Origin of the sequence: Paucibacter sp. KCTC 42545, from assembly GCF_001477625.1 — a bacterium.
GTDB lineage: Bacteria > Pseudomonadota > Gammaproteobacteria > Burkholderiales > Burkholderiaceae_C > Paucibacter_A.
On sequence record NZ_CP013692.1, the window covers coordinates 186244 to 211968 of the forward strand.

At 64.8% G+C, this 25725-nt stretch carries 19 protein-coding genes; 11 read left to right on the top strand and 8 right to left on the bottom strand.

The genetic code is table 11. The annotated features are described in order from the left end of the window. Positions 1 to 47: 47 nt before the first annotated feature. From AT984_RS00850 to puuE, 3 genes are read right to left on the bottom strand one after another with little or no spacing between them, the layout of a single operon-like run. Positions 48 to 1301: a M20 family metallopeptidase gene (locus AT984_RS00850; protein WP_058718493.1), complete on the bottom strand. Its 1254-nt coding sequence runs from the start codon at positions 1299 to 1301 to the stop codon at positions 48 to 50. Next, a complete protein-coding gene (gene uraD, locus AT984_RS00855) occupies positions 1298 to 3100 on the bottom strand; it encodes a 2-oxo-4-hydroxy-4-carboxy-5-ureidoimidazoline decarboxylase (protein ID WP_058721984.1) in 1803 nt (600 codons plus the stop codon). Before uraD ends, AT984_RS00850 begins: the two co-directional genes overlap by 4 nt. A gap of 6 nt (positions 3101 to 3106) precedes the next feature. Then, positions 3107 to 4072 (bottom strand): allantoinase PuuE, encoded by a 966-nt coding sequence (puuE, locus tag AT984_RS00860; protein ID WP_058721985.1) that lies wholly within the window; start codon positions 4070 to 4072, stop codon positions 3107 to 3109. Positions 4073 to 4149: 77 nt separating this feature from the next. Between puuE and uraH the strand changes: the two genes are divergently transcribed. From uraH to AT984_RS00890, 6 genes are all read left to right on the top strand, one after another. Further along, positions 4150 to 4503 carry a hydroxyisourate hydrolase gene (uraH, locus tag AT984_RS00865; protein WP_058718494.1) on the top strand — a complete coding sequence of 118 codons (354 nt, stop codon included), beginning with the start codon at positions 4150 to 4152 and terminating at the stop codon, positions 4501 to 4503. After that, entirely contained in the window at positions 4503 to 5354 is an 852-nt protein-coding gene (gene xdhC, locus AT984_RS00870) for a xanthine dehydrogenase accessory protein XdhC (RefSeq protein ID WP_058718495.1), read from the top strand. The genes uraH and xdhC overlap by 1 nt, the downstream gene beginning before the upstream one ends. A 146-nt stretch (positions 5355 to 5500) precedes the next feature. Beyond that, positions 5501 to 6451 carry a caspase family protein gene (locus AT984_RS00875; RefSeq protein WP_082679681.1) on the top strand — a complete coding sequence of 317 codons (951 nt, stop codon included), beginning with the start codon at positions 5501 to 5503 and terminating at the stop codon, positions 6449 to 6451. A gap of 36 nt (positions 6452 to 6487) precedes the next feature. Next, positions 6488 to 7684: a urate hydroxylase PuuD gene (locus tag AT984_RS00880; protein ID WP_058718496.1), complete on the top strand. Its 1197-nt coding sequence runs from the start codon at positions 6488 to 6490 to the stop codon at positions 7682 to 7684. A gap of 123 nt (positions 7685 to 7807) precedes the next feature. After that, complete coding sequence (locus AT984_RS00885) at positions 7808 to 8572, top strand: Crp/Fnr family transcriptional regulator (protein ID WP_058718497.1); 765 nt, start codon at positions 7808 to 7810, stop codon at positions 8570 to 8572. 148 nt (positions 8573 to 8720) lie between these two features. Then, entirely contained in the window at positions 8721 to 9551 is an 831-nt protein-coding gene (locus AT984_RS00890) for an HDOD domain-containing protein (RefSeq protein ID WP_058718498.1), read from the top strand. Between the two features lie 3 nt (positions 9552 to 9554). Here the strand turns inward: AT984_RS00890 and xdhB are convergent, their stop codons facing one another. Both xdhB and xdhA read right to left on the bottom strand, forming a co-directional pair. Then, entirely contained in the window at positions 9555 to 11888 is a 2334-nt protein-coding gene (gene xdhB / locus AT984_RS00895) for a xanthine dehydrogenase molybdopterin binding subunit (protein WP_058718499.1), read from the bottom strand. Further along, on the bottom strand, positions 11885 to 13432 hold the full coding sequence (gene xdhA / locus AT984_RS00900; RefSeq protein ID WP_058718500.1) for a xanthine dehydrogenase small subunit: 1548 nt from the start codon (positions 13430 to 13432) through the stop codon (positions 11885 to 11887). Before xdhA ends, xdhB begins: the two co-directional genes overlap by 4 nt. A gap of 55 nt (positions 13433 to 13487) precedes the next feature. Between xdhA and guaD the strand changes: the two genes are divergently transcribed. The 5 genes from guaD to AT984_RS00925 are packed head-to-tail and all read left to right on the top strand — an operon-like array spanning position 13488 to position 19620. Further along, complete coding sequence (guaD, locus tag AT984_RS00905) at positions 13488 to 14828, top strand: guanine deaminase (protein WP_058718501.1); 1341 nt, start codon at positions 13488 to 13490, stop codon at positions 14826 to 14828. A gap of 22 nt (positions 14829 to 14850) precedes the next feature. Continuing rightward, positions 14851 to 16398, top strand: a complete 1548-nt coding sequence (locus AT984_RS00910) for an ABC transporter ATP-binding protein (RefSeq protein WP_058718502.1) — start codon at positions 14851 to 14853, stop codon at positions 16396 to 16398. Further along, positions 16391 to 17467, top strand: a complete 1077-nt coding sequence (locus AT984_RS00915; protein ID WP_058718503.1) for an ABC transporter permease — start codon at positions 16391 to 16393, stop codon at positions 17465 to 17467. Before AT984_RS00910 ends, AT984_RS00915 begins: the two co-directional genes overlap by 8 nt. 12 nt (positions 17468 to 17479) lie before the next feature. Further along, a complete protein-coding gene (locus tag AT984_RS00920; protein WP_058718504.1) occupies positions 17480 to 18400 on the top strand; it encodes an ABC transporter permease in 921 nt (306 codons plus the stop codon). A 47-nt stretch (positions 18401 to 18447) separates the two neighbouring features. Then, positions 18448 to 19620, top strand: a complete 1173-nt coding sequence (locus AT984_RS00925; RefSeq protein WP_058718505.1) for a BMP family ABC transporter substrate-binding protein — start codon at positions 18448 to 18450, stop codon at positions 19618 to 19620. A 97-nt stretch (positions 19621 to 19717) separates the two neighbouring features. Here AT984_RS00925 and AT984_RS23180 read toward each other — a convergent pair whose 3' ends face one another. The 3 genes from AT984_RS23180 to AT984_RS00940 all read right to left on the bottom strand — a co-directional run bounded on the left by AT984_RS23180 (position 19718) and on the right by AT984_RS00940 (position 25678). Beyond that, positions 19718 to 20584 carry a PEP-CTERM sorting domain-containing protein gene (locus tag AT984_RS23180; protein ID WP_197418212.1) on the bottom strand — a complete coding sequence of 289 codons (867 nt, stop codon included), beginning with the start codon at positions 20582 to 20584 and terminating at the stop codon, positions 19718 to 19720. Positions 20585 to 20851: 267 nt separating this feature from the next. Beyond that, positions 20852 to 23431, bottom strand: coding sequence for a cyanophycin synthetase (gene cphA / locus AT984_RS00935; RefSeq protein WP_058718507.1), 2580 nt, complete (start codon positions 23429 to 23431; stop codon positions 20852 to 20854). A 57-nt stretch (positions 23432 to 23488) separates the two neighbouring features. Next, positions 23489 to 25678: a cyanophycin synthetase gene (locus tag AT984_RS00940; protein WP_058718508.1), complete on the bottom strand. Its 2190-nt coding sequence runs from the start codon at positions 25676 to 25678 to the stop codon at positions 23489 to 23491. Positions 25679 to 25725 lie beyond the last annotated feature (47 nt).

Here is a 25725-nt window from a genome sequence, read left to right on the forward strand (position 1 = left end):
ATGGGCGGCTGGCGCCCGCCGGCCTATTGCCCTGTAGGCAAACTCGCTCAAGCCTGCAGCAACTCCAGCAGCGTGCGGGCCACCACCTTGGTGGCGCGCCGCAGGTCGGCCAGTTGCACATGCTCATCGGCGCGCTTGGCATTGCTTTCCAGCACGGTGCGCGGGCCGGCGCCGTAGATGGCGGCCGGAATGCCCTGGGCACCGTAGAGGCGCACATCGGTGTAGAGCGGCGTGCCCGAGGTGGGAATGGGCTCGCCAAACACCGCCTCGCCATGCTTTTGCAGGGCGGCCACCAGGGCCTCATTGCCCGGCAGAGGCTTGAGCGAATGGGCCAACAGCAAGCGCTTGATGTCGACCGTAATGCCGGGCAGGCCGGCCGCCGTGTCGCGGATCAGGCGGCGCAGATCGGCCTCCACCGCCACCGGGTCTTCCTCGGGGATCATGCGCCGGTCCAGCTTGAACGTGACCCGGCCCGGCACCACATTGGTGTTGCTGCCGCCCTCGATGCGGCCCACATTCAGATAAGGGTGGGTGATGCCCGGCACCTGCGAGCTGATTTGCCGATAACGCGTGTTTTGCGCGTACAGCGCGTTCAGCAGGGCAACGCTGGCCTGCAGCGCATCGACACCGCTGTCGGGATAGGCGGCATGCGCGGCCTGGCCCAGCACGGTCACTTCCATTTGCAAGCAGCCGTTGTGGGCGGTGATGACTTGGTAGCTGAAGCCAGCGGCGATCAGCAGGTCGGGCTTGCTCAGGCCTTGCTTGAGCAGCCAGCCCGGGCCCAACTCGCCGCCGAATTCCTCGTCGTAGGTGAAGTGCAACTCCACCCCGCCGCGCAGGGCCGCGCCGCGGGCCTGCATGGCTTCGAGCGCGCGCAGGGCGAAGGTGTAGCTGGCGAAGTCGCTCTTGCTGACGGCGGCGGCGCGGCCGTAGAGCTGGCCGTTTTCCAGGTCGCCAAGGACCTCGCCGCCATAAGGCTCATGCGTCCAGCCCTCGCCGGGCGGCACCACATCGCCATGGGCATTGAGGGCCAGCACCGGGCCGCCTTCTTGGTAGCGTCGACGCACGATCAGATTGGTGATGGACGCCATGCCTTGCGCTTGCACCAGGGCGGCGGGCACGGGGTGCTGTTCAGTGGCCAGGCCCATGGCCTCCAGCAGCTCGGCGCTGCGCCGTGCATGGGGGGCGTTATTGCCCGGCGGGGTGTCGGTGGGCACTTGCACCAGGGCTTGCAAAAAGGCCACTTCTTCCGCGAAGTGGGCATCAATCCAGGCGTCGCTTTGTTCAAACCAGCTGCTCATGCGGCCGTCTCCTTGCTCATGTGTTCCAAAAGGCTTTGCAGGGCCTGCACGGCCAGCTGCGCGTCGTCGCTGCTGACGGTTTCCAATGGGTTGTGGCTGATGCCTTCGTTGCCGCCGCGCACAAACAGCATGGCTTGGGGCATGCGCTCGTGCAGCTTCATCGCGTCGTGCCCGGCGCCACTGGGCATGCGGTGCAGGGGCAGCCCTAAGCCGCTGACGGCTTGCTCCCAGCGCGCTTGCCAGGCGGCGTCGCTGGGCGCGGCGCTGGCGGACATGGTCAATTCCAGGCTGTGCTGCAGGCCACGGCGTTGGCAAATGTCGGCCAGGGCCTGGCGCACATCGGCGTCCAGCGCATCGCGCGCAGCATTGCTGGTGGCGCGCAGATCGAGGCTGAACTGGCAGCGCCCCGGCACCACATTGATGGAGCCGGCCGGCACTTGCAACATGCCCACGGTGCCGACGGTGCCGGCGCTGGCGGCTGTGGCGCTGGCGCGTTGCTCCACATACAGAATCAGCTCGGCCACGGCGGCGGCGGCGTCACGCCGGCGGTTCATCGGCGTGGTGCCGGCATGCGCGGCCTGGCCTTGAATCACGCCGCAGTAGCGCAGGCTGCCGTTGATGGAGCTGACGATGCCCAGGGGCAGATTCAGTTCATTGAGCACCGGCCCTTGCTCGATATGCACTTCGACAAAGCCCAGGTACTGGCCGGGCTCGCGCCGCAGCGCCTGGATGGCTTCCAGCGTGCCCGGCAAACCGGCGGCCTGCATGGCGCTGCGCATGCTGATGCCTTGATCGTCAGTCTGCTCCAGCCAGGCCGTGTCGAACTGGCCGGTCAGGGCGCTGGCGGCCAGGAAGGTGGCGGGGTAGCGTTGCCCCTCTTCTTCGGCAAAGGCCACCAACTCGATGCCAAAGGGCAGGCGCCGCCCGGCGCGATGCAGTTCACGCACGGCGGCCATGGCGGTGAAGATGCCCAGGCGGCCGTCGTAGCGGCCGGCATTGCGCACGGTGTCGTAGTGCGAGCCGGTCAGCAGGCGTTTGGCCTTGGGTGAGCTGCCGTGATAGACCCCCACCACATTGCCCACCGCGTCGATGTTCACTTCGTCAAAACCGCATTCCTGCGCCATCCACCACTGCAGGCGGCGCATCGCGGTCTGGTGCGCCTCGCTGAGGTAGGTGACGGTGAGCTGGCCCAGCGGGCGGAACTCGGCATCGGTGTGCGAGGCCAGCTCCTCCGCCCAGTCCCAGACCTGCTGGCCCAGGGTGGGCTCGACGCCAAACTTGTCATTCAAGCGCAGTTCGGCAATGCGGTGAATCTGGCGCAGGCACTCGGCCAGTTCCTGCTCAGGCTGGGCCTGCAGGCGGCGGGCCAGGGTGTCGATGATGTCGCGGCGGCGCAGGCCGATGCCGCGCGGGCCGCGCACCGCCAAGATGAAGGGCCAGCCGAATTTCTCGTTATAGGCCTGGTTGAGGCTTTGGATGCGCGCCAACTCTTCAGGCGTGCAGTGGCCCAGCCCGGCGCGTTCTTGCTCGCTGCTGGATTCAGCGGTGAGGGTTTGCTGGGCCATGGCCTTGCCGGCCAGCTCGGGGTGGGCGCGAATCAGCAAGAGCTGCGCCTCGCGCCCGGCTTGGCTAACGACATCCGCCAGGGCCAGCTTGAGCTGGGCCAGGCTGCGGAAAGGGCGCGCCTGCGCCGCACCTTGTGCGACCCAGGGGGAATGCTCGTACACACCGTCCAGCAGGGCCGCGAAGCCGGCCTCGCTGGCGCCGTTGAGGTCCTCAAAACTCAGGCATGGGCTCATCAGCAATCACTCCCAGACAAAGGCCGTGGCGGCGTCAAACGGATGGGTGGCGCGCCAATGGCGGGCGATGTCCACACGGCGGCAGACCCAGACCCGCTCATGCCGGTCGATATGGTCCAAAAAGCGCTGCAGGGCGCGCATACGCCCCGGGCGGCCGAGCAAGCGGCAGTGCATGCCGATGCTCATCATCTTGGGTGCGTCCTGGCCTTCGGCGTAGAGCACATCGAAGCTGTCGCGCAGGTACTCAAAAAACTCGTCGCCATGCGAGAAGCCCTGGGGCAAGGCGAAGCGCATATCGTTGCAGTCAAGGGTGTAGGGCACGACCAGATGGGGGCTGAGTTGGCCGTCACTCTTGCGCACCTGCAGCCAGAAGGGCAGATCGTCGCCGTAGTAGTCGCTGTCGTACTCAAAGCCGCCGTAGTCGGCCACCAGGCGGCGGGTGTTGGGGCTGTCCCGGCCGGTGTACCAGCCGGACGGGCGCTCACCGGTCAGGCGCTGCAGGCTATCCATGGCCAGCTCGATCTCGGCGCGCTCTTGCGCCTCGGGCATGGCTTGGTGGTTGAGCCAGCGCCAACCGTGGCAGGCGATTTCGTGGTTCATCTGTTGCAGCGCCTGGCTCAGCTCGGGGTGGCGTTGCAGCGCTTGCGCCACTGCGAACACGGTCAGCGGCAGGGCGCGTGATTCGAATTCGCGCAGCAGGCGCCACACGCCGGCGCGCGAGCCGTATTCGTAAATGCTCTCCATGCTGAGGTGCCGCGCCGGATAGGCCGGCGGGCTGGCCATCTCGGACAGAAACTGCTCGGAGCCGGCGTCGCCATGCAGCACCGACATCTCGGCGCCTTCCTCATAGTTCAAGACGAACTGCACGGCGATGCGGGCCTGGCCTGGCCATTGCGCATGCGGCGGCTTTTCGCCGTAACCGATCAGGTCGCGAGGGTAGTTGCTGGCACTGGATGGGAGCTTGCTATTCATGGGCTGCGCTGCTTTGCCTACACTGCTGTGCAGTTTATGGGTCAAGTGGCCCGAGTCTTGGCGAGGGAGAAAAATCAATGGGCAAACTCACCACCCATGTGTTGGACACCATGCACGGTCGGCCCGCTGCCGGCATGGCCGTGCGCTTGTATCGCCTGGACGGCGAGCAGGCCGTGCTGTTGCAAACGCTGGCACTGAATGCCGACGGGCGCGCCGACGCGCCCCTGCTCAGCGGGGCCGAGTGTCAGGTCGGCCGCTATCGCCTGGTGTTCGAGGTGGCCGACTATTTCCGCCGCGCCGGCGTGGTCTTGCCCGAGCCGGCCTTCTTGGATCAGGTGCCGCTGGACTTCGGCCTGGCCGATGTGGCGCTTCACTATCACGTGCCTTTGCTGACCAGCCCCTGGAGCTATTCGACCTACCGCGGGAGCTGATGGACACGTTCGAACAATTGCTGCTGCGCTTGCGCAGCCAACCCCTGCAATTGCTGCAAGTCAGCCGGCTGGAAGGCAGCGGCCCGCGCGAGGTGGGCGCCTGGATGGCCGTGGGCCTGGACGGCTTTTCGCTCGGCTCGGTGGGCGGCGGGCAGCTGGAATTCGAGGCCATGGCCTGGGCGCGCGCGCGACTGGGCGGCGGCGAGCGCGATACGGTGTCGCGCCGTTTTGCGCTAGGCCCCAGTCTGGGTCAATGCTGTGGTGGCGCCGTCACCTTGAACATGCGCTACCTGCCGGGCCCTGCTGACCCCACCATGAGCGAGGCCGAGTGCCAGGTCTTGCGGCAAAGTCTGACCCCGGCAGAGGCGGAATTAATGCCGGTGGCTTTGTTTGGCAATGGCCATGTCGGGCGCGCCTTGGTTGAGCAGCTGAGCCGCCTGCCTTGCCGGGTGCATTGGCTGGACAGCCGGTCGGAGGATTTTCCGGCAAGCTTGCCCGCCATGGTCCATGCCGAACACTCCGAGCCGGTGCAGCGCGCGGTGGCCACTTTGGCGCCGGGCTCGCTGGTGCTGATCATGAGCTTCAGTCATTTTGAGGATATCGAGCTGGTCGCGGCTTGCTTGCAGCGCCGGCGGGCGCGCGACGATCTTGGCTTCATCGGCCTGATCGGCAGCAAGAGCAAATGGGCCAGCTTTCGCCAGCGCCTGCTGGGGCGTGGCTTCAGTGAGACCGAGCTGGCGGGGGTTTGTTGCCCCATCGGCGTGCCCGGCATCAGCGGCAAGCAGCCGGAGGTGATTGCGCTGGCGGTGGCGGCGCAGCTCATGCAGATTTGGGGCGACGTGAGTCGCTAGACCGCAGCCAACTGATGGACGATGATGCGGCGGACGCCAAGGGTCGCTCTGCCGCAGCGGCCGCCTAAGACGGGCGAATTGGCGAGCACATCGGCGGGACGCCGATGGCATTCGGATTGCGGCACAACCAGGTAGGAGAGTTTTCCATGGCCAGTAAAACCGTCGCAGCAAGCAAGCCCGTTCCCAGCAAGGCCGCGCTTGCTGCCAAGCCCAAGGCGCTGTCACTGCATATCGGCCTGAATGCCGTCAACCCATCGGCCTACGGCGGCTGGGATGGCCCCTTGGCAGCCTGTGAGTTCGATGCCAACGACATGACCGCCCTGGCCAAGAGCCGGGGCATGAAGCCCACCACCTTGCTGACCAAAAAGGCCACCCGCGCGGCGGTGCTGAGCCATTTGCGCGCCGCCGCCAAGGCGCTGAAGGCGGGTGACTTTTTCATGCTCAGCTATTCCGGCCATGGCGGCCAGATGCCCGATGCCAACGGCGATGAGCCCGACCACAAAGACGAAACCTGGTGCTTGTTTGATGGCCAGCTGATCGATGATGAGCTGTATTTCGAGCTGAGCAGCTTTGCCACCGGCGTGCGCGTGCTGGTGCTGTCAGACAGCTGCCACAGCGGCACCGTCACCCGCGCTTTGCCGCCACCGCCCGCGCCGCTGGGCCAGGGTGCGCGCCTGATGCCGCCCGCCGTGGCGCTGCGGGTCTACACCGCCCACCAGGCCTTTTACGACAAGCTGCAGGCCGATGTGGCCAAGGCCGCCGCCGCGCGCAAGAGCGCGGTGGTCGACCCCGATGCGGCGCTGGCTCAGGTGTCACAGGTCGGCGCTGCTGCGCATGCCACCGCCTTGGTGGGCGCCTTCAAGCCCTCGGTGCTGCTGATCTCGGGCTGCCAGGACAATCAAACCTCGATGGACGGGCTGCACAACGGCGCTTTCACCGAGAGCCTGCTCAAGGTCTGGAACCAAGGCAAGTTCAAGGGCGACTACAACTTGTTCCATCAGCGTATTCGCGCCGGTTTGCCTGCTACGCAGTCGCCCAATTTGTTTGTGCTGGGCTCTTCCGCGGCCTTCATCAAGCAAGCGCCCTTCAGCGTTTGAGGCTGAGGCATTCAGCGGCTGCATTAGACTGGCCCGATGGAAGGATATCTACTCGACTGGGCCAATCTACTGCTGCGCTGCTTGCACCTGGTGACGGTGATCGCTTGGATAGGAGCCTCGTTCTACTTCGTCTGGCTGGACAACCATCTGCTCAAACCGACCCGGCCCGACTTGCTGGCTCGCGGTGTGGATGGTGAGTTGTGGGCCGTGCACGGCGGCGGCTTCTACAACCCGCAGAAGTACATGGTGGCGCCGCCCGATCTGCCGCAACATCTGCACTGGTTTTACTGGGAGAGTTACTGGACCTGGATGAGCGGCTTCGCGCTCTTTGTGGTGCTGTATCTCTTCAATGCCAGCAGCTTTTTGATCGACCCGCGCGTCCATGCTTGGTCGGTGCCTGCGGCAGTGGCCACGGCGCTGGGCTTTCTGGCTGCGGGCTGGCTGGTCTACGACCAAATCTGCCGCCGCTTCGGCCATGAGCGAGACGGGCAGATCGGCAATGACGGCCTGGTGCTGGGCTTGGTGGCTGTCTTTGTGGCGCTGGCGACATGGGCCGCCTGCCAACTGTTTGCGGGCCGCGCGGCCTTCATCATCATCGGCGCCATGATGGCCACCATGATGAGCGCCAATGTGCTGTTTTGGATCATCCCGGGGCAGAAGCAGGTCATCGCCGATATGCGCGCCGGCCGCCAGGTCAACCCCATCTACGGCCAACGCGGCAAGCAGCGCAGCGTGCACAACACCTATTTCGGCCTGCCGGTGCTGGCGGCCATGCTGAGCAATCACTACGGCATGCTTTACAGCGCGGCCTGGAATTGGGCGGTGCTGATCACTTTGATGAGCATGGGCGTGCTGGTGCGCATGTACTTCGTCAAACGGCACAAGGGCGTGAATGCCTGGGGGCTGATCGTCGCGGCGCTCGGGCTCTTAGTGGCCTTGGTGATCGCCTTGGCGCCCTCGCCGCAGATGAAAACTGAGGCCAGCGCAGCGGTAGCGCCGCCCACTCAAGCCCAGGTGCAGGCGGTGCTGAGCGAACGCTGTGTGATGTGCCACAACGCCCAAATCGCGCAAAAAGGGATTCGCCTGGACACGCCCGAGGCGGTGCTGCACAACGCCCAGGCCCTGCATCAGCAGGCGGTGGTGCTCAAGCTGATGCCTCTGAATAACGCCACCCAGATCACGGCGGACGAGCGCGATTTGCTGGGGCGCTGGTTCACCAGCCTGCCGCACTGATACCCCCTAAACAGGGCTAGGGGCCCGGCGCAACCGCCGTGCCCGCATTTGACTTCGCTCAAAGACAGCGGAGCGGCTTTGCCTGACAGTGTCGGTATGCACCGACTTCCAGACCCCTCAGCCGTGGAATCCTTCGTCCTGCCCGCGGCCCTGCGCAGCAAGGCGAGGCCATCACAGGCTTCGCCGCGGGCCAGCGCTGCAACTGCTACGAAGGTGCAGAGCGGCATCAAGGCCGAGCATTGGCTGCAACTACTGGGCGGCCAAGCTGTGGCCGACTCCGAAATGCGCGCCTTGACCGAACTGGTGCGCTTGCGCCCGGTGGTCGCGGCCGAATCGGTGTTTCGCAGCCAAACTCGGGCCGATCATGTGATTGCGGTGCTGGACGGCGTGGTGGGCTTGGGCTCCATCGGCCCGCAAGGCCAGTTTCACCTCGAACGCAGCGCACACGGCCCCGCTTGGTTGGACATCAGCAGTGCCTGGGTCGGCCAAGGCCATACCCAGGACGCGCAAGCCATGGGCCCGGCGCTCTTGCTGGAATTGCCGGTGAAGAGCTTGCGCCCGCTGCTGCATCGCTACCCGGATTTGCAGGACCGCTTCATGCTGGCCCTGGCGCAAACGGTGCAAAGCCTGACCGGCGCCACCCATGACCTGATGGCCAAGGATGCGCAAAAGCGCCTGATCAGCTGGTTGCTGCAACGCATGGCCGCACCGGCCGGCGAGGTGGCGCTGCGCGAGCGCAAGCGGGAGCTGGCGGCGCAGTTGGCCATCACGCCCGAGACGCTGTCGCGCCTGCTGCGTCAGCTGATGGCGGCGGGGCTGATTGAGGTCAAGGGCTACTCCATCAAGCTGCTCAAACTGGCCGATTTGCGCGCCCTGGCGCAAGCCTGAGTTCGGGCGCGGATTGCGCCCATGAATTCCGCCATTTAATTCCGCCATTTCTTGATCCGGCGCCGCGTCCTCGCGCTTAGACTGTTCCTGAGGGTCAGCTGTATCGACCCGCAGCCATCCGTTCAGCCCAAGCCAGAGGAGAGCCGCCTTGAGTCAAGCCGCCGAGAAATTCTTTCAGCACAACAGCGCCCTGCCCACCATGCCCGAGGTGGCCAGCCGCTTGATTCGCAGCTTTGATGACGACAACATCAGCCTGGCTGCTCTGGCCGATCTGATCGGCAAAGACGCCAGCCTGTCGGCCAAGGTGCTGCGTTTGGCCAATTCGGCCCGCTACAGCCCCTCCCACCAGATTTCAACCCTGCAAGATGCCGCCGCGGCTTTGGGCATGGAGACGCTGCGGAATTTGTCGCTGGCGGCCTGCATGGCCGGTGCCTTTCCCAAGGTCAAGGGCCTGGACCGTGGCGTGTTCTGGCGCCATGGCGTCACCACGGCCGCCTATGCGCGCATCCTGGCCAAGATGGTCAAGCTCGATGCCGAGACCGCCTATCTGGCCGGCCTGATGCTGCGAACCGGGCAGATCCTGATGGCGCTGGCCGAATCGGACAAAGTGGCCGAGGTGGAAACGCTGGCGGTGGAGCCCGGCAGCCGCTTCTCGCTGGAACAGCACCGCTTTGATTGCACCCATGCGGATGTGACCGCCTCGCTGGCGCGCCACTGGCATTTCCCCGCCGCCATGGTGGAGGCCTTTGCCGATGCCAATACGCCGATGGAAGTGCGCCCCTTCTCGCTGATGGCCGCCGTGCTGCACATGGCCGAAGTCTTGGCCGACGCCGCGCAGAACAAGGACAACCCGACCCATGCCTTGCAAGTGGCCGTGCCGGAGTTGATCGAGCACCTGCATCTGGACCTGGCCTTTTTGGCGGCCAAGCTGGAAGCCGCTGGCGATGTGGCCAGCGATGTGGAGCAGCTACTGGGCTGAGCCTTAAGTGGTGCCCGCGGTGCCCTGGGCACCCAAGGCATCCACCGCGGCCAGCACCCGCTCGGCTGTGGCCGGCGCGCACAGCTGAGGGTCGCAGCCCGCCGGCCCACAAGCGGCCACCGCATCCTTGATCGCCAACAAGGCCGCAAAGCCCAGCAGCAGCGGCGGTTCGCCCACCGCCTTGCTGCGGTGGATGCTGTCCACCGCATTGGCTTGCTTGAACAAGCTAACGCGGAAATCGAGCGGGCTGTCGTTGGCCGTTGGGATTTTGTAAGTGCTGGGCGCGTGGGTCAGCAGGGCGCCGCTACTCGGGTGCCAAACCAATTCTTCGGTGGTGAGCCAGCCGACCCCTTGCACAAAGCCACCTTCCACCTGACCGATGTCCAGGGCCGGGTTGAGTGAGCGGCCGGCGTCGTGCAGCAGGTCGGCGCGGGTGATGCGGTTCTCGCCGGTCAGGGTGTCCACCAAAACTTCCACCACCGCCGCGCCGTAGGCGAAGTAGTAGAAGGGGCGCCCCTGCAGCCGGGTCTTGTCCCACTGCAGACCCGGCGTGGTGTAGAAGCCCTCGCTCCAGAGCTGCACGCGCTGCAGATAGGCTTTGGCGACCAAGTCCTTGAAGCTGAGGCTATGGCTGCCGGCGCGCACCTCATCGTTGGCGAACTCAATCGCGGCAGCGTCGCAGCCGAACAGTGCGGCGGCGCAACTGGCCAGGCGCTGGCGGATGGTTTGCGCGGCCTGCTGTGCGGCCTTGCCGTTCAAGTCTGTGCCGGTCGAGGCGGCGGTGGCAGAGGTGTTGGCGATTTTTTGCGTGTCGGTGGCGCTGCAGCGCACCGCGCTCAAGCTCAGGCCCAATTCATGCGCCACCACCTGCGCGACTTTGGTGTTGAGGCCCTGACCCATCTCGGTGCCGCCGTGGTTCACCATCACCGAGCCGTCGGTGTAGACATGCACCAGCGCACCGGCCTGGTTCAAATGCACCACGTTGAATGAGATGCCGAACTTGACCGGCGTCAGCGCCAAGCCCTTTTTCAGCACAGCGCTGCTGGTGTTGAAGCGCGCGACCTCGGCGCGGCGGGCGTGGTAGTCGCTGCTGGCCAGCAGTTGACCGGTGAGCGGCTGCAAGATGTTGTCCGCCACCGGCTGGCCGTAGGGTGTGACATCGCAGCTGCCCTCGCTGCGGTAGAAATTGCGCTGCCGCACCAGCAGCGGGTCCAGACCCAGGCGGCGGACGACCGAGTCCAGAATCATCTCGATGGCCAGCGCCCCTTGCGGGCCGCCAAAACCGCGGAAGGCGGTATTGCTTTGCGTATTGGTGCGGGCGCAAAAGCCGTGCAGGGCGAGGTGGGGCAGCCAGTAGGCATTGTCGAAATGGCAGAGCGCGCGTGCCATCACCGGGGCCGAGAGATCGGCGCTGTGGCCGCAGTTGGCGATCAGGTCCACCTCCGCGCCGAGGATGTGGCCTTGCTCATCAAAGCCGATCTGCCAGCGGTAATCAAAACCGTGGCGGCGGCCGGTGATCAGAAAGTCGTCGTCACGGTCCACGCGCAGCTTGACCGGGCGCTGCAGCTGCTGCGCGGCGATGGCCGCGACGCAGGCGAAGAGCGCCGACTGCGACTCCTTGCCGCCGAAGCCTCCCCCCATGCGCCGGCATTGCACTTGCACCTGATGTGCGTGCCAGCCCAGGGCATGGGCGATCAATTGCTGCATCTCGCTGGGATGCTGGGTCGAGCAATGCAGCAGCATGGCTTGCTGCTCTTGCGGCAAGGCGTAGCTGATCTGGCCTTCCAGGTAAAACTGCTCCTGCCCGCCTACCGACCAGTCGCCGCTTAAGCTGTGCGGCGCCTGCGCCAGCGCGGTGGCTGCGTCGCCCCGGCTCAGGTGCATGGGTGGCACGACGTAATCGCCGGCGGCATGGGCTTGCAGCGCGTTTAAGACGGCGGGCAGGGCTTCGCAGCGGATGGCGGTCTTGGCCAGGGCGGCCGCGCGGCGCGCCAGCAAGCGGCTGCTGGCAATCACCGCGAATACCGGCTGGCCCAGATAGCGCAAGTGCTCGGCGGCCAGAATCGGGTCGTCATGGACCAGCGGGCCGCAGTTATTGCTGCCAGGGATGTCCGCCGCTGTCAGCACGGCCACCACGCCGGGCTGGCGCCGCAGCAAGTCCAGGTCAATGCCCAGCAGGCGGCCATGCGCGACGGGTGAGAGTCCTAGTGCGGCATGCAGCGTGCCCTGGGCTTCGGGAATGTCGTCGGTGTAACGGGCTTCGCCTGCCACATGAAGGAGGGCCGATTCATGCGGCGGGCTGCTGCCGATCAGGCCGGGCTTGAGCGGGCGCGTCATGCTGCACCTCGTTCTTGGGCTTGCCAAACGCTCAACTCAGGCGCAGGCAGTGGCTCGTCCGGCCGCGTGGCTAGCCAGAGTTTTTGCAAGAGGTTTTGCGCCACCCGCAGCCGGTAGGTGCTGCTGGCGCGCAGATCACTGAGCGGTTGAAAGTCTTGCGCCAAGGCCTGGGCCGCGCGCTGTACGGTGGCCTCATTCCAGGCTTGGCCCAGCACAGCTGCTTCCGCGCGGGCGGCGCGCTTGACGATGGCGGCCATGCCGCCGAAGGCAAAGCGGGCCTCGGCCACGCGGGCCTCGTCGTCTAAGCGAAGCGCCAGCACGGCGCAAACGGCGGAGATGTCGCTGTCATAGCGCTTGCTGATTTTGTAGGCCTGCAATTGCAAGTCGGGCGCGGGCCGGGGCAGGTGCAGGGCCTCGACGAACTCGTCGGCGGCTAGGTCTTTCTGTTGGTAGCCGAGGTAGAAGTCTTGCAGCGGCAGGCGGCGTTGGCCGCGCTGGGCACTGCGCAGCACGATGTCGGCGCCCAGGGCGATCAGGGCCGGGGCGCCGTCGCCGATGGGGGAGCCGTTGGCGATATTGCCGCCCAGCGTGCCGGCCTGACGCACCGGCGGTGAGGCGAAGCGCAACCACAGCTCGCGCAGATTGGGCGCCAGTTCGGCCAACGCGGCCCAGGCAGCCTCCAGGCTGGCGCCGGCGCCTATCCACAAGCCGGGCCGGCCTTCGAAGGCCTGGGCGCGGATCTGCCGCAGTTCGGCCACTTGGCCGAGGTAGATGATGTCGCCCAGGTCGCGGAACTGTTTGTTGTGCCACAGGCCGATGTCGGTGCCGCCGCTGAGCAGCAGGGCTTGCGGCTTATCCGCACGCAGCTGGGCCAGTTCGGCCACGCTGCGAGGGGCGTGGAAGTGATCGCTGCGGCCTTGGGCTTGATCTTGGCTCGGCTGTGCGGGATTGGCCGCCACGTAGTGCAGTGGCGTGTCGTTTTGCAGTTCCCGCAGGCCGGCGGCGACGGCGAGGCCGTCAAGGCGCTGCGCAGGCAGTTCGAACATGCGCTGGCCGGCGTCCAGAATCGGCCGGTAGCCGGTGCAGCGGCACAGATTGCCGGCCAAGTCATCGGCCAGTTCTTGGCGGCTTGGGCGGGTGCCGGCCTCGCAGTGTCGCTCCAGGCAGGCTTGCAAGCTGATCACGATGCCGGGCGTGCAGAAGCCGCATTGGCTGGCGTGGCAGTCCACCATCGCTTGCTGCACGGCTACTGGGGCGGCCGAGTTGCCCAGGTCTTCCACCGTTAGCAGGGCTTGGCCGTCCAGGCTGGGCAGGAACTGGGTGCAGGCGTTGACATTGCGCAGCTGCAGCTGGCCGGCGGCGTCCAGCTCGCCCAGCAGCACCGTGCAGGCGCCGCAGTCGCCTTCGGCGCAGCCTTCCTTGCTGCCCGTGCAATGGGCATGCTCGCGCAACCATTCCAACACGGTGGTGGTGGGGGCCAGGTCTTGCACCGTGCGGATGGCGCCGCGGTGGAAGAAGCGAATGTTGCGGGTCGAGGTACTCATGTTTTTGCCTTGTTTGGCGGGCTTGCTCAGGCTCGAAGATATACGATGGCAGCGTATGCCATCTGAAACAACGATCAAATCCTCTTCGACCCCGCCGAATCGCTTGGCCCTGCGTGGCGATTTGCTTGACTTCAGCGCCCAGCCTGCCTGGGGTGTGCTCGATAGCCCGGCCGTGCGTTTTCAGCCCGAGCACTGGTTGCTGATCGCCGATGGCCGCATCCAGGGCAGCCAGGCCGCCGAGCCCGATGAGAGCTGGCACAAGGTGGATCACAGCGGCCGGCTGATCATGCCCGGCTTTGTCGACACCCATGTGCATTGCCCGCAGCTCGATGTGATCGCCTCTTACGGCACCGAGTTGCTGGACTGGCTCAACACCTACACCTTCCCGGCCGAATGCCGCTATGCCGACCCGGCCGTGGCGCAGGCGGGGGCCGAGCGTTTTCTAGACGCCTTGCTGGCCCATGGCACGACCGCGGCGGTGGTCTTCCCCACCGTTCACAAGGTCTCGGCCGAGGCCTTGTTCGCAGCTGCGGCCGAGCGCGGCATGCGCCTGATCACCGGTAAGGTCTTGATGGATCGCCACGCGCCCCCCGCCTTGCTGGACGATGTGGCCAGTGCCGAGCGGGATTGCATCGACTTGATCGACCGCTGGCATGGCCAAGGCCCTCACGGGCGTTTGGCTTATGCGGTGACGCCGCGTTTTGCACCCACCAGCAGTGCCGCGCAACTGGCCATGGCCGGCGCACTTTGCCGTGCCGATGCTTCGCTCTATATGCAAACCCATGTGGCCGAGAACCGCGCCGAGGTGCGCTGGGTCAGCGACTTGTTCCCGCAGGCGCGTAGCTATCTCGATGTGTACGACCAACTCGGCTTATTGCACCCGCGCGCGGTGCTGGCGCATGGCATCTGGCTGGATGATGAAGACAGGCAGGCCCTGCTGCGGCGCGGCGCCCAGCTGGCTTTTTGCCCCTCGTCCAATCTCTTCCTGGGCAGTGGCTTATTCGACTGGGCGGCCGCGGCGGGCACCGGCGTGCCAGTCAGTGTCGCCAGCGATGTAGGCGGCGGCACCAGTTTGAGCATGCAGCGCAATTTGCTCGATGCCTACAAGGTGCAGGCGCTGGCCGGCCAGCGTCTGAGCGCTTGGGCGGCTTTGCACGCTGCCACGCGTGGTGCCGCTGAAGGGCTGGGCTTGACGCATGAGCTGGGCCACTTCGGCACCAACACGCTGGCCGATGTGTGCGTGTGGGACTGGGCATGCGGCCCGGTGGCGCAGGCGCGCGATGCGGTGGCCCAGAACTTGCATGAACGTGTGTTCGCGTGGATGTGTTTGTCGGATGAGCGCAATCTCGTCAGCAGCTACGTGGCAGGTAAAATCTCGTATCACCGCAAGACCTGACCCCCAAAGAGACCTTTGCAGCATGACCCTGCGGCTTGAACTTATCGCCATCAGCAAACAGTACCCTTCCGTGAAGGCCAATGATGGGGTGAATTTGCAGGTGCGCGCTGGCCAGATTCATGCCTTGCTGGGCGAGAACGGTGCGGGTAAGTCGACCCTGATGAAAATCGTCTACGGCGCGGTGCAGCCCGACGGCGGCGAGATTCGCTGGAATGGCAAGACGGTGCGCATCAAAAGCCCGGCCGAGGCGCGTGCCCTGGGCCTGAGCATGGTCTACCAGCACTTCTCGCTCTTCGACACCATGACCGCGGCCGAGAACGTCTGGCTGGGCCTGGATAAAAGCATCAGCCTGGCCGAGGTGACGGCGCGCATCCGTGAGGTGGCGCAGGTCTATGGCCTGGACGTGGACCCGCTGCGGCCAGTGCATACGCTGTCGGTGGGCGAGCGGCAGCGGGTGGAAATCGTGCGTGCCCTGATGGGCAAGCCCGAGCTTTTGATTCTGGATGAGCCGACCTCGGTGCTGACGCCGCAGGCGGTGGAAAAGCTGTTTGCCACGCTGCGCCAGCTGGCCGCGCAGGGTTGCGCGATTCTCTACATCAGCCACAAGCTCGATGAGATCCGCGCGCTTTGCGACCACTGCACCGTGCTGCGTGCGGGCAAGGTGACGGGCGAGGTGGATCCGCGCACCCAGAGCAATGCGGAGTTATCGCGCCTGATGATTGGCAGCGAGCCGCCACCGTTGCGCGCCGCGCCCTCGGTGGCGCGTCAGCGCAGCCAGGTGCCCGCGCTGAGCCTGCGCCGCCTTAGCCTGGCCAAGGCCCAGCCGTTTGGCACCACTTTGGTGGATTTGGAATTGCAGCTGCAGCCGGGCGAGATCCTGGGTGTGGCGGGCGTGTCCGGCAACGGCCAGCAGGAAATGCTGGCGGCGCTGTCGGGCGAAGATCGCCGCGCCCAGCCCGGCGCCGTGCATTTGTTTGGTCAGGACATTGCCCGCGCCAGCGCGCGCAAGCGCCGCCTTCTGGGCTTGCACTTTGTGCCCGAGGAGCGGCTGGGGCGTGGCGCGGTGCCCGCCATGTCGCTGGCGCAGAACACCTTGCTAACGCGCAGTGACCACGTCACGCGCTGGGGCTGGCTGCGGGTGCATGCGGTGCAGCGCATGGCTGAGACGCTGATCGCTCGCTACCAGGTCAAGGCCGGTGGCGCCGGGGCGGCGGCCAGCAGCTTGTCGGGCGGCAATCTGCAGAAGTTCATTGTCGGGCGCGAGATTTCGGCCGCACCGCGGGTGCTCATCATTGCCCAGCCGACTTGGGGGGTTGATGTGGGCGCAGCGGCGCTGATCCGCGCCGAGTTGCTCAAGCTGCGCGACGAGGGTTGCGCGGTGCTGCTGGTCAGCGAGGAGTTGGACGAATTGTTTGAGTTGAGCGACCGCTTGGTGGTGATGGCGCAAGGGCGCTTGTCGCCGGTGCTGCCGATCGCCGAGGCCAACCGCGAGTTGGTCGGCGAATGGATGAGCGGGCTTTGGCCTGAAACCTTGCCCAGCGAAACGCGCGGAGGGGTCTTGCATGCTTAAGCTGGAAGCCCGGCCGCAGCCCTCGCGCCTGATGGCGCTGTGCTCGCCTCTGATCGCGCTGGCGGTCACGGTCTTGCTGGGTGTGGGCCTGTTCATGCTCTTGGGCAAGGAGCCCGTGCGTGGCTTGCAAATGTTTTTTTGGGAGCCGATTCGTTCGGCCTATGCCTGGAGCGAACTGGGCCTGAAGGCGACGCCGCTGATCCTGATCGCGCTGGGCTTGGCGCTGTGCTTTCGCAGCAATGTCTGGAATATCGGCGCGGAGGGGCAGTTCATCATTGGCGCCCTGGCCGGCGGCTGGGTGGCCATGCAGGCGGATGCATCCAGCAGCCGCATGATTGTGCTGGCTATTCTGTTGGCAGGCGTCTTGGGCGGCATGGCTTGGGCGGCCATTACCGCCGCATTGCGGGCGCGCTTCAATGCCAATGAGATTCTGGTCAGCCTGATGCTGGTTTACGTGGCGGATTTGCTCTTGAACTATTTGGTTTACGGGCCTTGGAAGGATCCGCAGGGTTTCAATTTCCCGCAGTCCATCAGCTTTTTGGCGGTGACCAAGATTCCTAGATTGTTTGATGGCTCGCGCCTGCACATCGGTGTGTTGATTGCGGCGGCGTCGGTGCTGGGCTTGTGGCTATTCATGTTCCGCAGCTATGCAGGCTTCGCCTTGCAAGTGGGCGGCATGGCGCCGGCCGCGGCGCGCTATGCGGGTTTTTCATCGCAGCGCGCGCTGTGGACGGCGCTGTTGATTTCGGGCGGCTTGGCTGGCCTGGCCGGTGCCCTGGAAGTGGCTGGCCCGCTGGGGCAGCTGACGCCCTATGTGCCCGCGGGCTTCGGCTTTGCCGCCATCATCGTGGCCTTTGTGGGGCGCTTGCATCCGGTGGGCATTGTGTTTTCAGGCATCTTGATGAGCATGTTCTATATCGGTGGGGAGTTGGCGCAGTCGCGCCTGGGCCTGCCCAAATCCATCACCGGGGTGTTCCAGGGCCTGCTGCTGTTCACCTTGCTGGCCAGCGACACCTTGATCCATTACCGCCTGCGTTGGGTGCGCCCGGCTGCGGGCCAACAGGCTTAATCAGGAGTCGGCATGGAATCGATTGCTCTCTTGATTGCTGCGGCCATGAGCGCCGGGACCTTGCTGGCGCTGGCGGCCCTGGGCCTCTTGATCAATGAACGCGCCGGCGTGGTCAATCTTGGTGCTGAAGGCATGATGTTGGTGGCGGCGGTGGCGGGCTACGCCACCGCTTTTCACACCGGCAGCGACACCTTGGCCTTCGCGGCTGGCATGGCGGCTGGGGCGCTGTTGGCGGGTTTGTTCGGCCTGCTGGTGATCTGGCTCAACACCAATCAATACGCCGCTGGTCTGGCACTGAGCCTGTTTGGTGCGGGCTTTTCGGCATTTGTTGGCCTGGGCTATACGCAAGAGAAGCTGTCGCCCCGGCTGTCGCATCAAATTCCGGTCCTGGCGGATATTCCCTTCATCGGCCCGGCTTTCTTCAAACATCATCCCTTGGTCTACGGCACGATTGCTTTGACCCTCGGCTTGGCTTGGTTCTTGTACCGCTCGCGCTCAGGCCTGATTCTGCGTGCCGTGGGTGAGTCGCCCGAGTCGGCACACGCCCTGGGCTACCCGGTGCGCCGCCTGCGTTTGGCGGCGGTGATGGCGGGCGGCGCCTTGTGTGGCTTGGCCGGGGCCTATGTCTCGGTCATCTACACGCCGCTGTGGGTGGAGGGCATGATTGCCGGCAAGGGCTGGATCGCGCTGGCGTTGACCACCTTCGCCACCTGGCGGCCGGCGCGCGTCTTGTTGGGCGCCTATCTGTTTGGCTTTGTCACCATGTTGCAGTTCTATCTGCAAGGACAGGGCATGCAAATTGCTAGCCAGTTCCTCAGCATGCTGCCTTATCTGGCCACCATCACCGTGCTGGTGCTGATTTCCAGCAATGCCAATTTCATCCGGGCGAATATGCCGGCCTCACTGGGCAAACCCTTCTTCCCGGGTTCCTGATTGCCCTCATTCCTCCGCAACCTTGTTGCTCATTTTTTGGAGATGCCATGAATCAAGACAAGCGCAGACACCTGCTCAAACTGGGTGCTTGGACAAGTTTGGCCGCCACCGCCGCCTTGCTGGGCTGTGGCAAGAAGGAGGAGGCTGCAGCGCCGGCCGCGCCCGCATCCGCCGCCAGCGCCGCTGACGCAGCCGCCAAGCCCCAGCCTTTGAAGATCGCTTTTGCCTATGTCGGCCCGGTGGGTGACGGCGGCTGGACCTTCGCGCACGACAACGCACGCAAGGCCCTGGACAAAGAATTTGGCGACCGCATCGTCACCAGCATCGTTGAGAAAGTGCCCGAGGCGGCCGACGCCGAGCGCGTCTTCCGCGATATGGTGGGTCAGGATGCCAAGCTCATTTTTGGCACCACTTACGGCTATATGGAGCCCATGCTCAAGGTGGCCCAGGACAGCCCCGAGGTGAAGTTTGAGCATGCCACCGGCTACAAGCAGGCCGGCAATATGCGCACCTACGACGCGCGGACTTACGAGGGCGCGTACATGGCCGGCGTGATCGCCGGGCGCATGAGCAAGACCGGCACGCTGGGCGTGGTCGGCTCCATCCCAATTCCCGAAGTGATCCGCAATATCAACAGCTTCACCCTCGGCGCGCAGACCGGCAACCCGAAGATCAAGGTCAAGGTGGTGTGGGTCAATAAGTGGTTCGACCCACCGCAAGAGTCGGAAGCGGCCCAGACCCTGATCAATGGTGGCGCCGACGTCTTGATGCAGAACACCGACTCCAGCGCCGTGCTGCAGACGGCCGAGAAGAACGGCAAGCTGGCCTTCGGCTGGGATTCCGATATGAGCGGCTACGGCCCCAAGGCTCACCTGGGTTCTGCCGTCATCAATTGGGCACCGTACTACATCGCCAGCGTGCGTGAAGTGCTGGACGGCAAGTGGACAGCCGGCCCAGGCAAGCATGCCTGGTGGGGCGTCAAAGAGGGGGCCATCGATCTGGTCTCGATCTCTGACAAAGTGCCGGCCGAGGCCAAGGCCGAGTTGGACAAGGTCAAGGCCGGTCTCAAGGACGGCAGCTTCGCGATCTGGAAGGGCCCCTTGCTGGCGCAAGATGGCAAAGAGGTTTTGAAGGCTGGCGATGTGGCCGACGACAAGTTTCTCTCCGGCATCAACTTCTACGTCAAGGGCGTGGAAGGCAATTTGCCTGGTGGCAAATAAGGCTTCGGCCTAGCTGACAGCAGAGCGGCGCCAAGTTGGCGCCGCACAAACAAAAAAGCAGCCGGCGGGCTGCTTTTTTTCATTCAGGCAATACGAATCAGAGGCTGCGACGGCGGCGAGCCAAGAAACCGAACACGCCCAAGCCGGCCAGTAGCAAGGCGTAGGATGATGGCTCCGGAACCGGTGTGGTGAAGGTGGTCGAGCCGTCCACCTTGAGCAGCAGATCGTTGTTGCCAACCGCATAGGTCGTGAACAAGTCGCCAAAGTTATTGGACGAATTGTTGTGGAAGGATGTGGTGGCCGATGTGCCCACCGGCAAGCTCTGGTTTGACGAGAAGTTCATGCCAGTAATGGGACCCGTGCTGCTGCTCAGGTAGTTGCCATCCACGGCGCCGACGACTTGGAAGTTGAAGGCCGCAGAGCCGATGCCGCTACCGGCAGTGGGTGAGAAGAATGAGGAAACGCCACCTGGTGTCACATTGAACATGCCAAACATATGGCCGTCGTCAAAGCCATTGCCTGAGGCGGTATCGGACTTGACGCCGCCTTCTAGCTTGCTGTCGTAATACAAGGCTGCGGTGCCACCGATGGCCTTGAAAGTTGCCACATAACCTGTGCCAACCAAGTTCACGCTGGTGACCTGCAGTTGAACATGGGCCGAAACGGTGACTTCGTAACCGCCAGCTGCAAAACTGCCATTGAGTGTTGGTGACAGTGCACCGGTGAAGCTCACCACATTGGCCTGATACAGGTAATCCTGAATGGCGCCAACGACTGGCGCGGCAGTTCCCGCGCCTTTCACGACGCCGCTGCCGGTCTCGTTTTCATCAAATGCCGTGACGCCGGAGGCCAGCGTATTGCCGAGGCCGTCCTTGACGGTCACGGATGCGAACGCACTCGCAGCCAACGCCGAAGTGACACCGGCCAGCGCCAGCGCACGAACCAAATGAGTCAATCTAGACATGTTTACTACTCCTGAAAATCAATGACAGCCGAAGGTGCCGTTCAGGTCATGACTGAGACAAACGGCAGACAACAGGACAGAGCAGAACGAAAACATTTCTGCTCTAGCGTTTCAGCGCCTCAACTAAGCCGCTGCCATGACAGTAGCGGCTTAATGATGAATTGATTATGACGAAGCCAGGAAAAAACGGTCGTTTGATCGCCCTCGAAACGTGGGGGAGTGAAAACCCTAGGTATTTACCCTAGCGATCCATAGCTAAACCAGGCATCAGCCCTCGGCGATTCGCTTTGCTAAGTGTGCCAGCGCCTCTTCGACTTGGTCGACCAAGACCAGGCACAAATCACCTGGCTGCAATCTGGCCAGCGCCTTGTCGATGGCGATGAACTCACCCCGAATCTCGTCGATATGGCTGGTGCGGCTGGCGCCTTCCAGGCCTTGGCGCAAGAGCGCCAGAACTTCGCCGTCTTGGCGGCCGCGCTGGCAGGCGTCTTCGAACAGGAGTACGTCGTCGAAGGCTTCGCCGAGGATGACGGTTTGTTCGCGAATGTCTTCGTCGCGGCGGTCACCCGCGCCGCTGATCACGACCGAGCGGCGTTTGCCCGGTAGGGCTGCCACAGCCGACACAAGGGCGCGCATCGCGTCAGCGTTGTGGCCGTAGTCGGCAATCACGGTGGCGCCGCGATAGTCCATCACATTGAAGCGGCCGGGGGCGTTGTCAGCATCGTTGGCGAAGCTGGCCACGCCGCGGCGCACCGTGTCCCAGTCCAAGCCGACACCCCAAGCTGCTGCCACCGAGGCCATGGCGTTCTCCACCTGGAAGCCGATGGCGCCGTTGCGGGTGATGGGGATTTCGCGCAGCGGGATGCTTTCACGCCAGCTGCCTTGGGCTGCTACCAGCATGTCGCCGTCGATGTAGACGCAACGCTTGCCTTGCGCGCGGTGAGTCGCCATCAAGGGGTGATGACGGTCCGCGGCGAAGTAGATCACTTGGCCGGGGCAGGGCGCTGCCATGCCGGCGACGATGGGGTCGGCGGCGTTGAGCACAGCAAAGCCCGTGGGCGCGACGTTCTGCACGATGACGCGCTTGACCAAGGCCAGCTCTTCCACCGTATTGAGGAAGTTCATGCCCAGGTGGTCGCCGGCGCCGAGATTGGTGACGACGGCGACTTGGCAGCGGTCAAAACCCAGGCCTTCACGCAGCACACCGCCGCGCGCCGTTTCAAACACTGCGGCCTCGACGTCGGGGTGCATCAGCACATTGCGGGCGCTCTTGGGGCCGGAGCAATCGCCGCTGTCGATCTGGCGGCCGTCCACATAGACGCCATCGGTATTGGTCATGCCGACCTTCAGGCCACAGGTGGCGAAGAGGTGGGCGATCAGGCGGGACGTGGTCGTCTTGCCATTGGTGCCGGTGACGGCCACCACCGGGATGCGGCCATCTTCACTCTTGTGGCCATGGCCGTAGAGGTGGGCAATGATGGCCTCGCCAACATTGCGGCCCTTGCCGTAGCTGGGGCTCAAGTGCATGCGCAGGCCGGGGGCGGCGTTGACCTCGACGATGCCACCGCTTTGCTCTTCCAGCGGGCGCAGCACGCCTTCGGCCACCACGTCCACGCCGCAAACATGCAGGCCGACGACTTGGGCTGCCGCAATCGCGCGGGCGGCCACTTCGGGGTGCACATCATCCGTCACATCGGTGGCGGTGCCGCCGGTCGACAAATTGGCGTTATTGCGCAGGATGACGCGGCGGCCTTTCTCGGGCACTGACTCGGGGGTCAGGTCTTGCTGCACCAGGCGCGCCACGGCGATGTCGTCGAAGCGGATCTTGGTCAGCGAGGTGGCGTGGCCATCGCCGCGCTTGGGGTCGGCATTGACCTTGTCCACCAATTGCTTGACGGTCAGCTCGCCGTCGCCGATCACATGCGGTGGGTCGCGGCGGGCGGCGGCCACCAGCTTGTCGCCAATCACCAGCAGGCGGTAGTCACTGCCCGGCAGGAACTTTTCCACCATCACGGTGCCGATTTCATCGGCGGCCTTGTAGGCGATTTCCATGTGTTCGCGGGTGACGACGTTGACCGTCACGCCCTTGCCCTGGTTGCCGTCTTGCGGCTTGACCACCACGGGCAGGCCCACGTCGAGCGCGACTTGCCAGGCTTCATCCACCGAATGCACGGGGCTGCCGATGGGCACCGGCACGCCGGCCGATTGCAGCAAGCGCTTGGTGAGGTCCTTGTCTTGCGCGATCGATTCGGAGACGGCACTGGTGGCATCCACCTCCGCGGCCCAGATGCGACGCTGCTTGGCGCCCCAGCCAAACTGCACCAAGCTGCCTTGGGTCAGGCGGCGATAAGGCACACCACGGGCCACGGCCGCATTGACGATGGAGCCGGTGGAGGGGCCCATGCGCACGTCTTCATCCAGATCACGCAGTTCTTTCAGCGCGGCATCTGCATCAAAAGCGGTGCCGTCCAGTGCAGCGGCGATCAGCTTGCGGGCGTAGTCAAAAGCCAGCTTGCCGACGTCTTCTTCGCTGTACTCCACCACGACTTGGTAGCTGCCGGGCTCGGAGGTGACATGGGTGTGGCTGAAGGTGACCGGGCAACCTGCCTGGGCTTGCAGGGCCAGGGTGGCTTGCTCCAGCACATGGGCCAGCGAGATCGGCGTGCGCGTGGCACTGGCCGGGCGCAGGGCGCCGATGGCGGGGAAGAGGGCGCGCAGCCGGGCTTCGAACTCGGGCAGGGCGGCGATTGATTGCTCTTGCGGCTGGCAATGCACAACAGCCTCGATGGCCGTATGGCGGCTCCACATATTGGGGCCACGCAGTGCACGGGTGCGAGAGACTTCCATGGTTTGCTGTCTTTCGAATCTGGAAAAAAAGGGGATCGCTAACGAGGCCGGGTGTGATCAGGCGTGCAGGTCGGGCACAAAAGTGTCCAGTCCGGCGGAAATCAACTCGGGCGAAATATTCATGGCCCAGCCGGTGGCCACGGCGGCCAGCACAACGCTGCTATCCAACTCGGCCGTTGTGGCGGCAGGGGTGGCGGCGAAGCGGCGCAGCAAGGCCTCGACATTGGCGCCCAGGGTTTCTGATTGGCCTTGCGCCAGCATGGCCGCGCCACCTTGCAAGAAGACGGCCCGGCCGCCCTTGGCGCGGTGTTCCTGCAAGGCCGGCAGCTGACCGTCTTCGGCGTACAAAATGACCTCGCCGTCGCACAGCTCCATCATGTCCAGCAGACGCGGCTCGGCGGCGTTCAAGACGGCCGCGCCTTCGCTCAGCACCACATCGACCTGGGTGCGCATGACCTTGTAGAGCTGATCTTCGGTCTGCACATCAAAGTCGCCCAAGGCGGCGATGCCGCCCATATCCGTGACCACGCCGACATGGCAGCGGTCATAGGCCAAGCCGTCGCGCAAGACGGATTCGGCGCTGTTCTCAATCACCACCGCGTCGACACCGCGGTTCATCAGCAAGCGATGCGAGGCATCCCAGCGTGCGCTGTTCTTGCGCTCAACCCGGCGTGTGCCCAGGAACAAACCGTCGCGGCAGGCCAAACCGACATGGCGGCCGTTGAGGTGCAGCAACCAGGCTACCAAGCGGGAAATGGTGTGCGTGCCGCGCGAACCGGCGATGCCCACGATGGGAATGCGGCCGGTTTCATCGTCGGCAAACAAATGGTCGATGATGGCCTGACCCACCGGCTGAGGCATGCCCTCGGCCGGCTTCAGGTGCATCAGCAGGCCGGGGCCGGCATTGACTTCGACGATGGCGCCGCCCTGCTCTTGCAAGGGGCGGCTGATGTCTTGTGCCACCACATCGATGCCGGCAATGTCCAGGCCGATCACGCGGGCAGCCAGGGCCACGGTATGGGCCACTTCAGGGTGAACCAAGTCGGTGCAGTCAATGGCGACATTGCCGTTGCGCTGGATCAGCACTTGGCGGCCGGCCTCAGGCACCGAGTCAATTTTCAGGCCCTGGCGCTCCAGATCCAGCAGGATTACCGCGTCTTCCAGCGCATTGATGCGGTTGAGCGGGAATTCTTCGGTCAGGCCGCGGCGCGGGTCGGTGTTGATTTGTGAGTCGATCAGTTGGCCCACGGTCTGCGTGCCGTCGCCGGTCACAAAGGCGATATCGCCGCGCGCGGCGGCCACCACCTTGCCGCCCACCACCAGCAGGCGGTGCTCATTGCCGGGGATATAGCTTTCCACCAGCACTTCGCTGCCGTGTTCTTCGGCCAGCTTGAAGGCGGCGTAAACGTCTTCGCGCTTCTTCAGGTCCAGCGTGACACCGCGGCCATGGTTGCCGTCGGAGGGTTTGACGACGACCGGCAAGCCCAGGTCAACGGCCGCTTCCCAGGCGGCTTCAGCCGATTTCACCGCAACACCGGCGGGCACCGGCACGCCGCAGGACTTCAGCAGGGTTTTGGTCAGATCCTTGTCGCCGGCAATGCCTTCGGCGATGGCGCTGGTCATATCAGTCTCAGCGGTCCAGATGCGGCGTTGGCGTGCGCCATGGCCCAGCTGCACCAGATTGCCGTCATTGAGGCGGATATGCGGGATGCGGCGGTCGGTGGCGGCGGCGACGATGGCGGCCGTCGAGGGGCCGAGGTAGCAGTCGTCGAGCTTGTCGCGCACGCGGGCCACGGCGGCGTCCACGTCAAAGGCTTGGTCGTTGATGGCCGCCATCAACAAGGCATGACCCTCGGCCAGGGCGCTGCGGGCCACTTGCTCATCACGGGCGCGGAACACCATGCGGTAAACGCCGCGTTGGCTGGTGCTGCGGGTTTGGCCAAAACCGGTGGGCATGCCCGCCAGGTTCAAGAGTTCGATCACCACATGCTCCAGCACATGGCCGCACCAGGTGCCTTCCACCAGGCGCTGCAGGAAACCGCCGCGTTCGCCCACGCCGCAATGGTGTTCGATCAGGGCCGGCAGGGCCTTGGTCAGGCGCTCGGTGAAGCCTGGCAGCAGATTGCTGGGGTAGTCCTCCAGCTCGCCCAGGTCCAGCCAGACCTCCAGCACGGGACGGTAGGTCCACATATTGGGCCCGCGCAAATAATTAATGCGCTGCAGCTTGATGTCTTCTTTCTTGCTCATGGATGGCATGGACTGATGAGGGGAGGGGAATTTTTGCGGGTATCGCG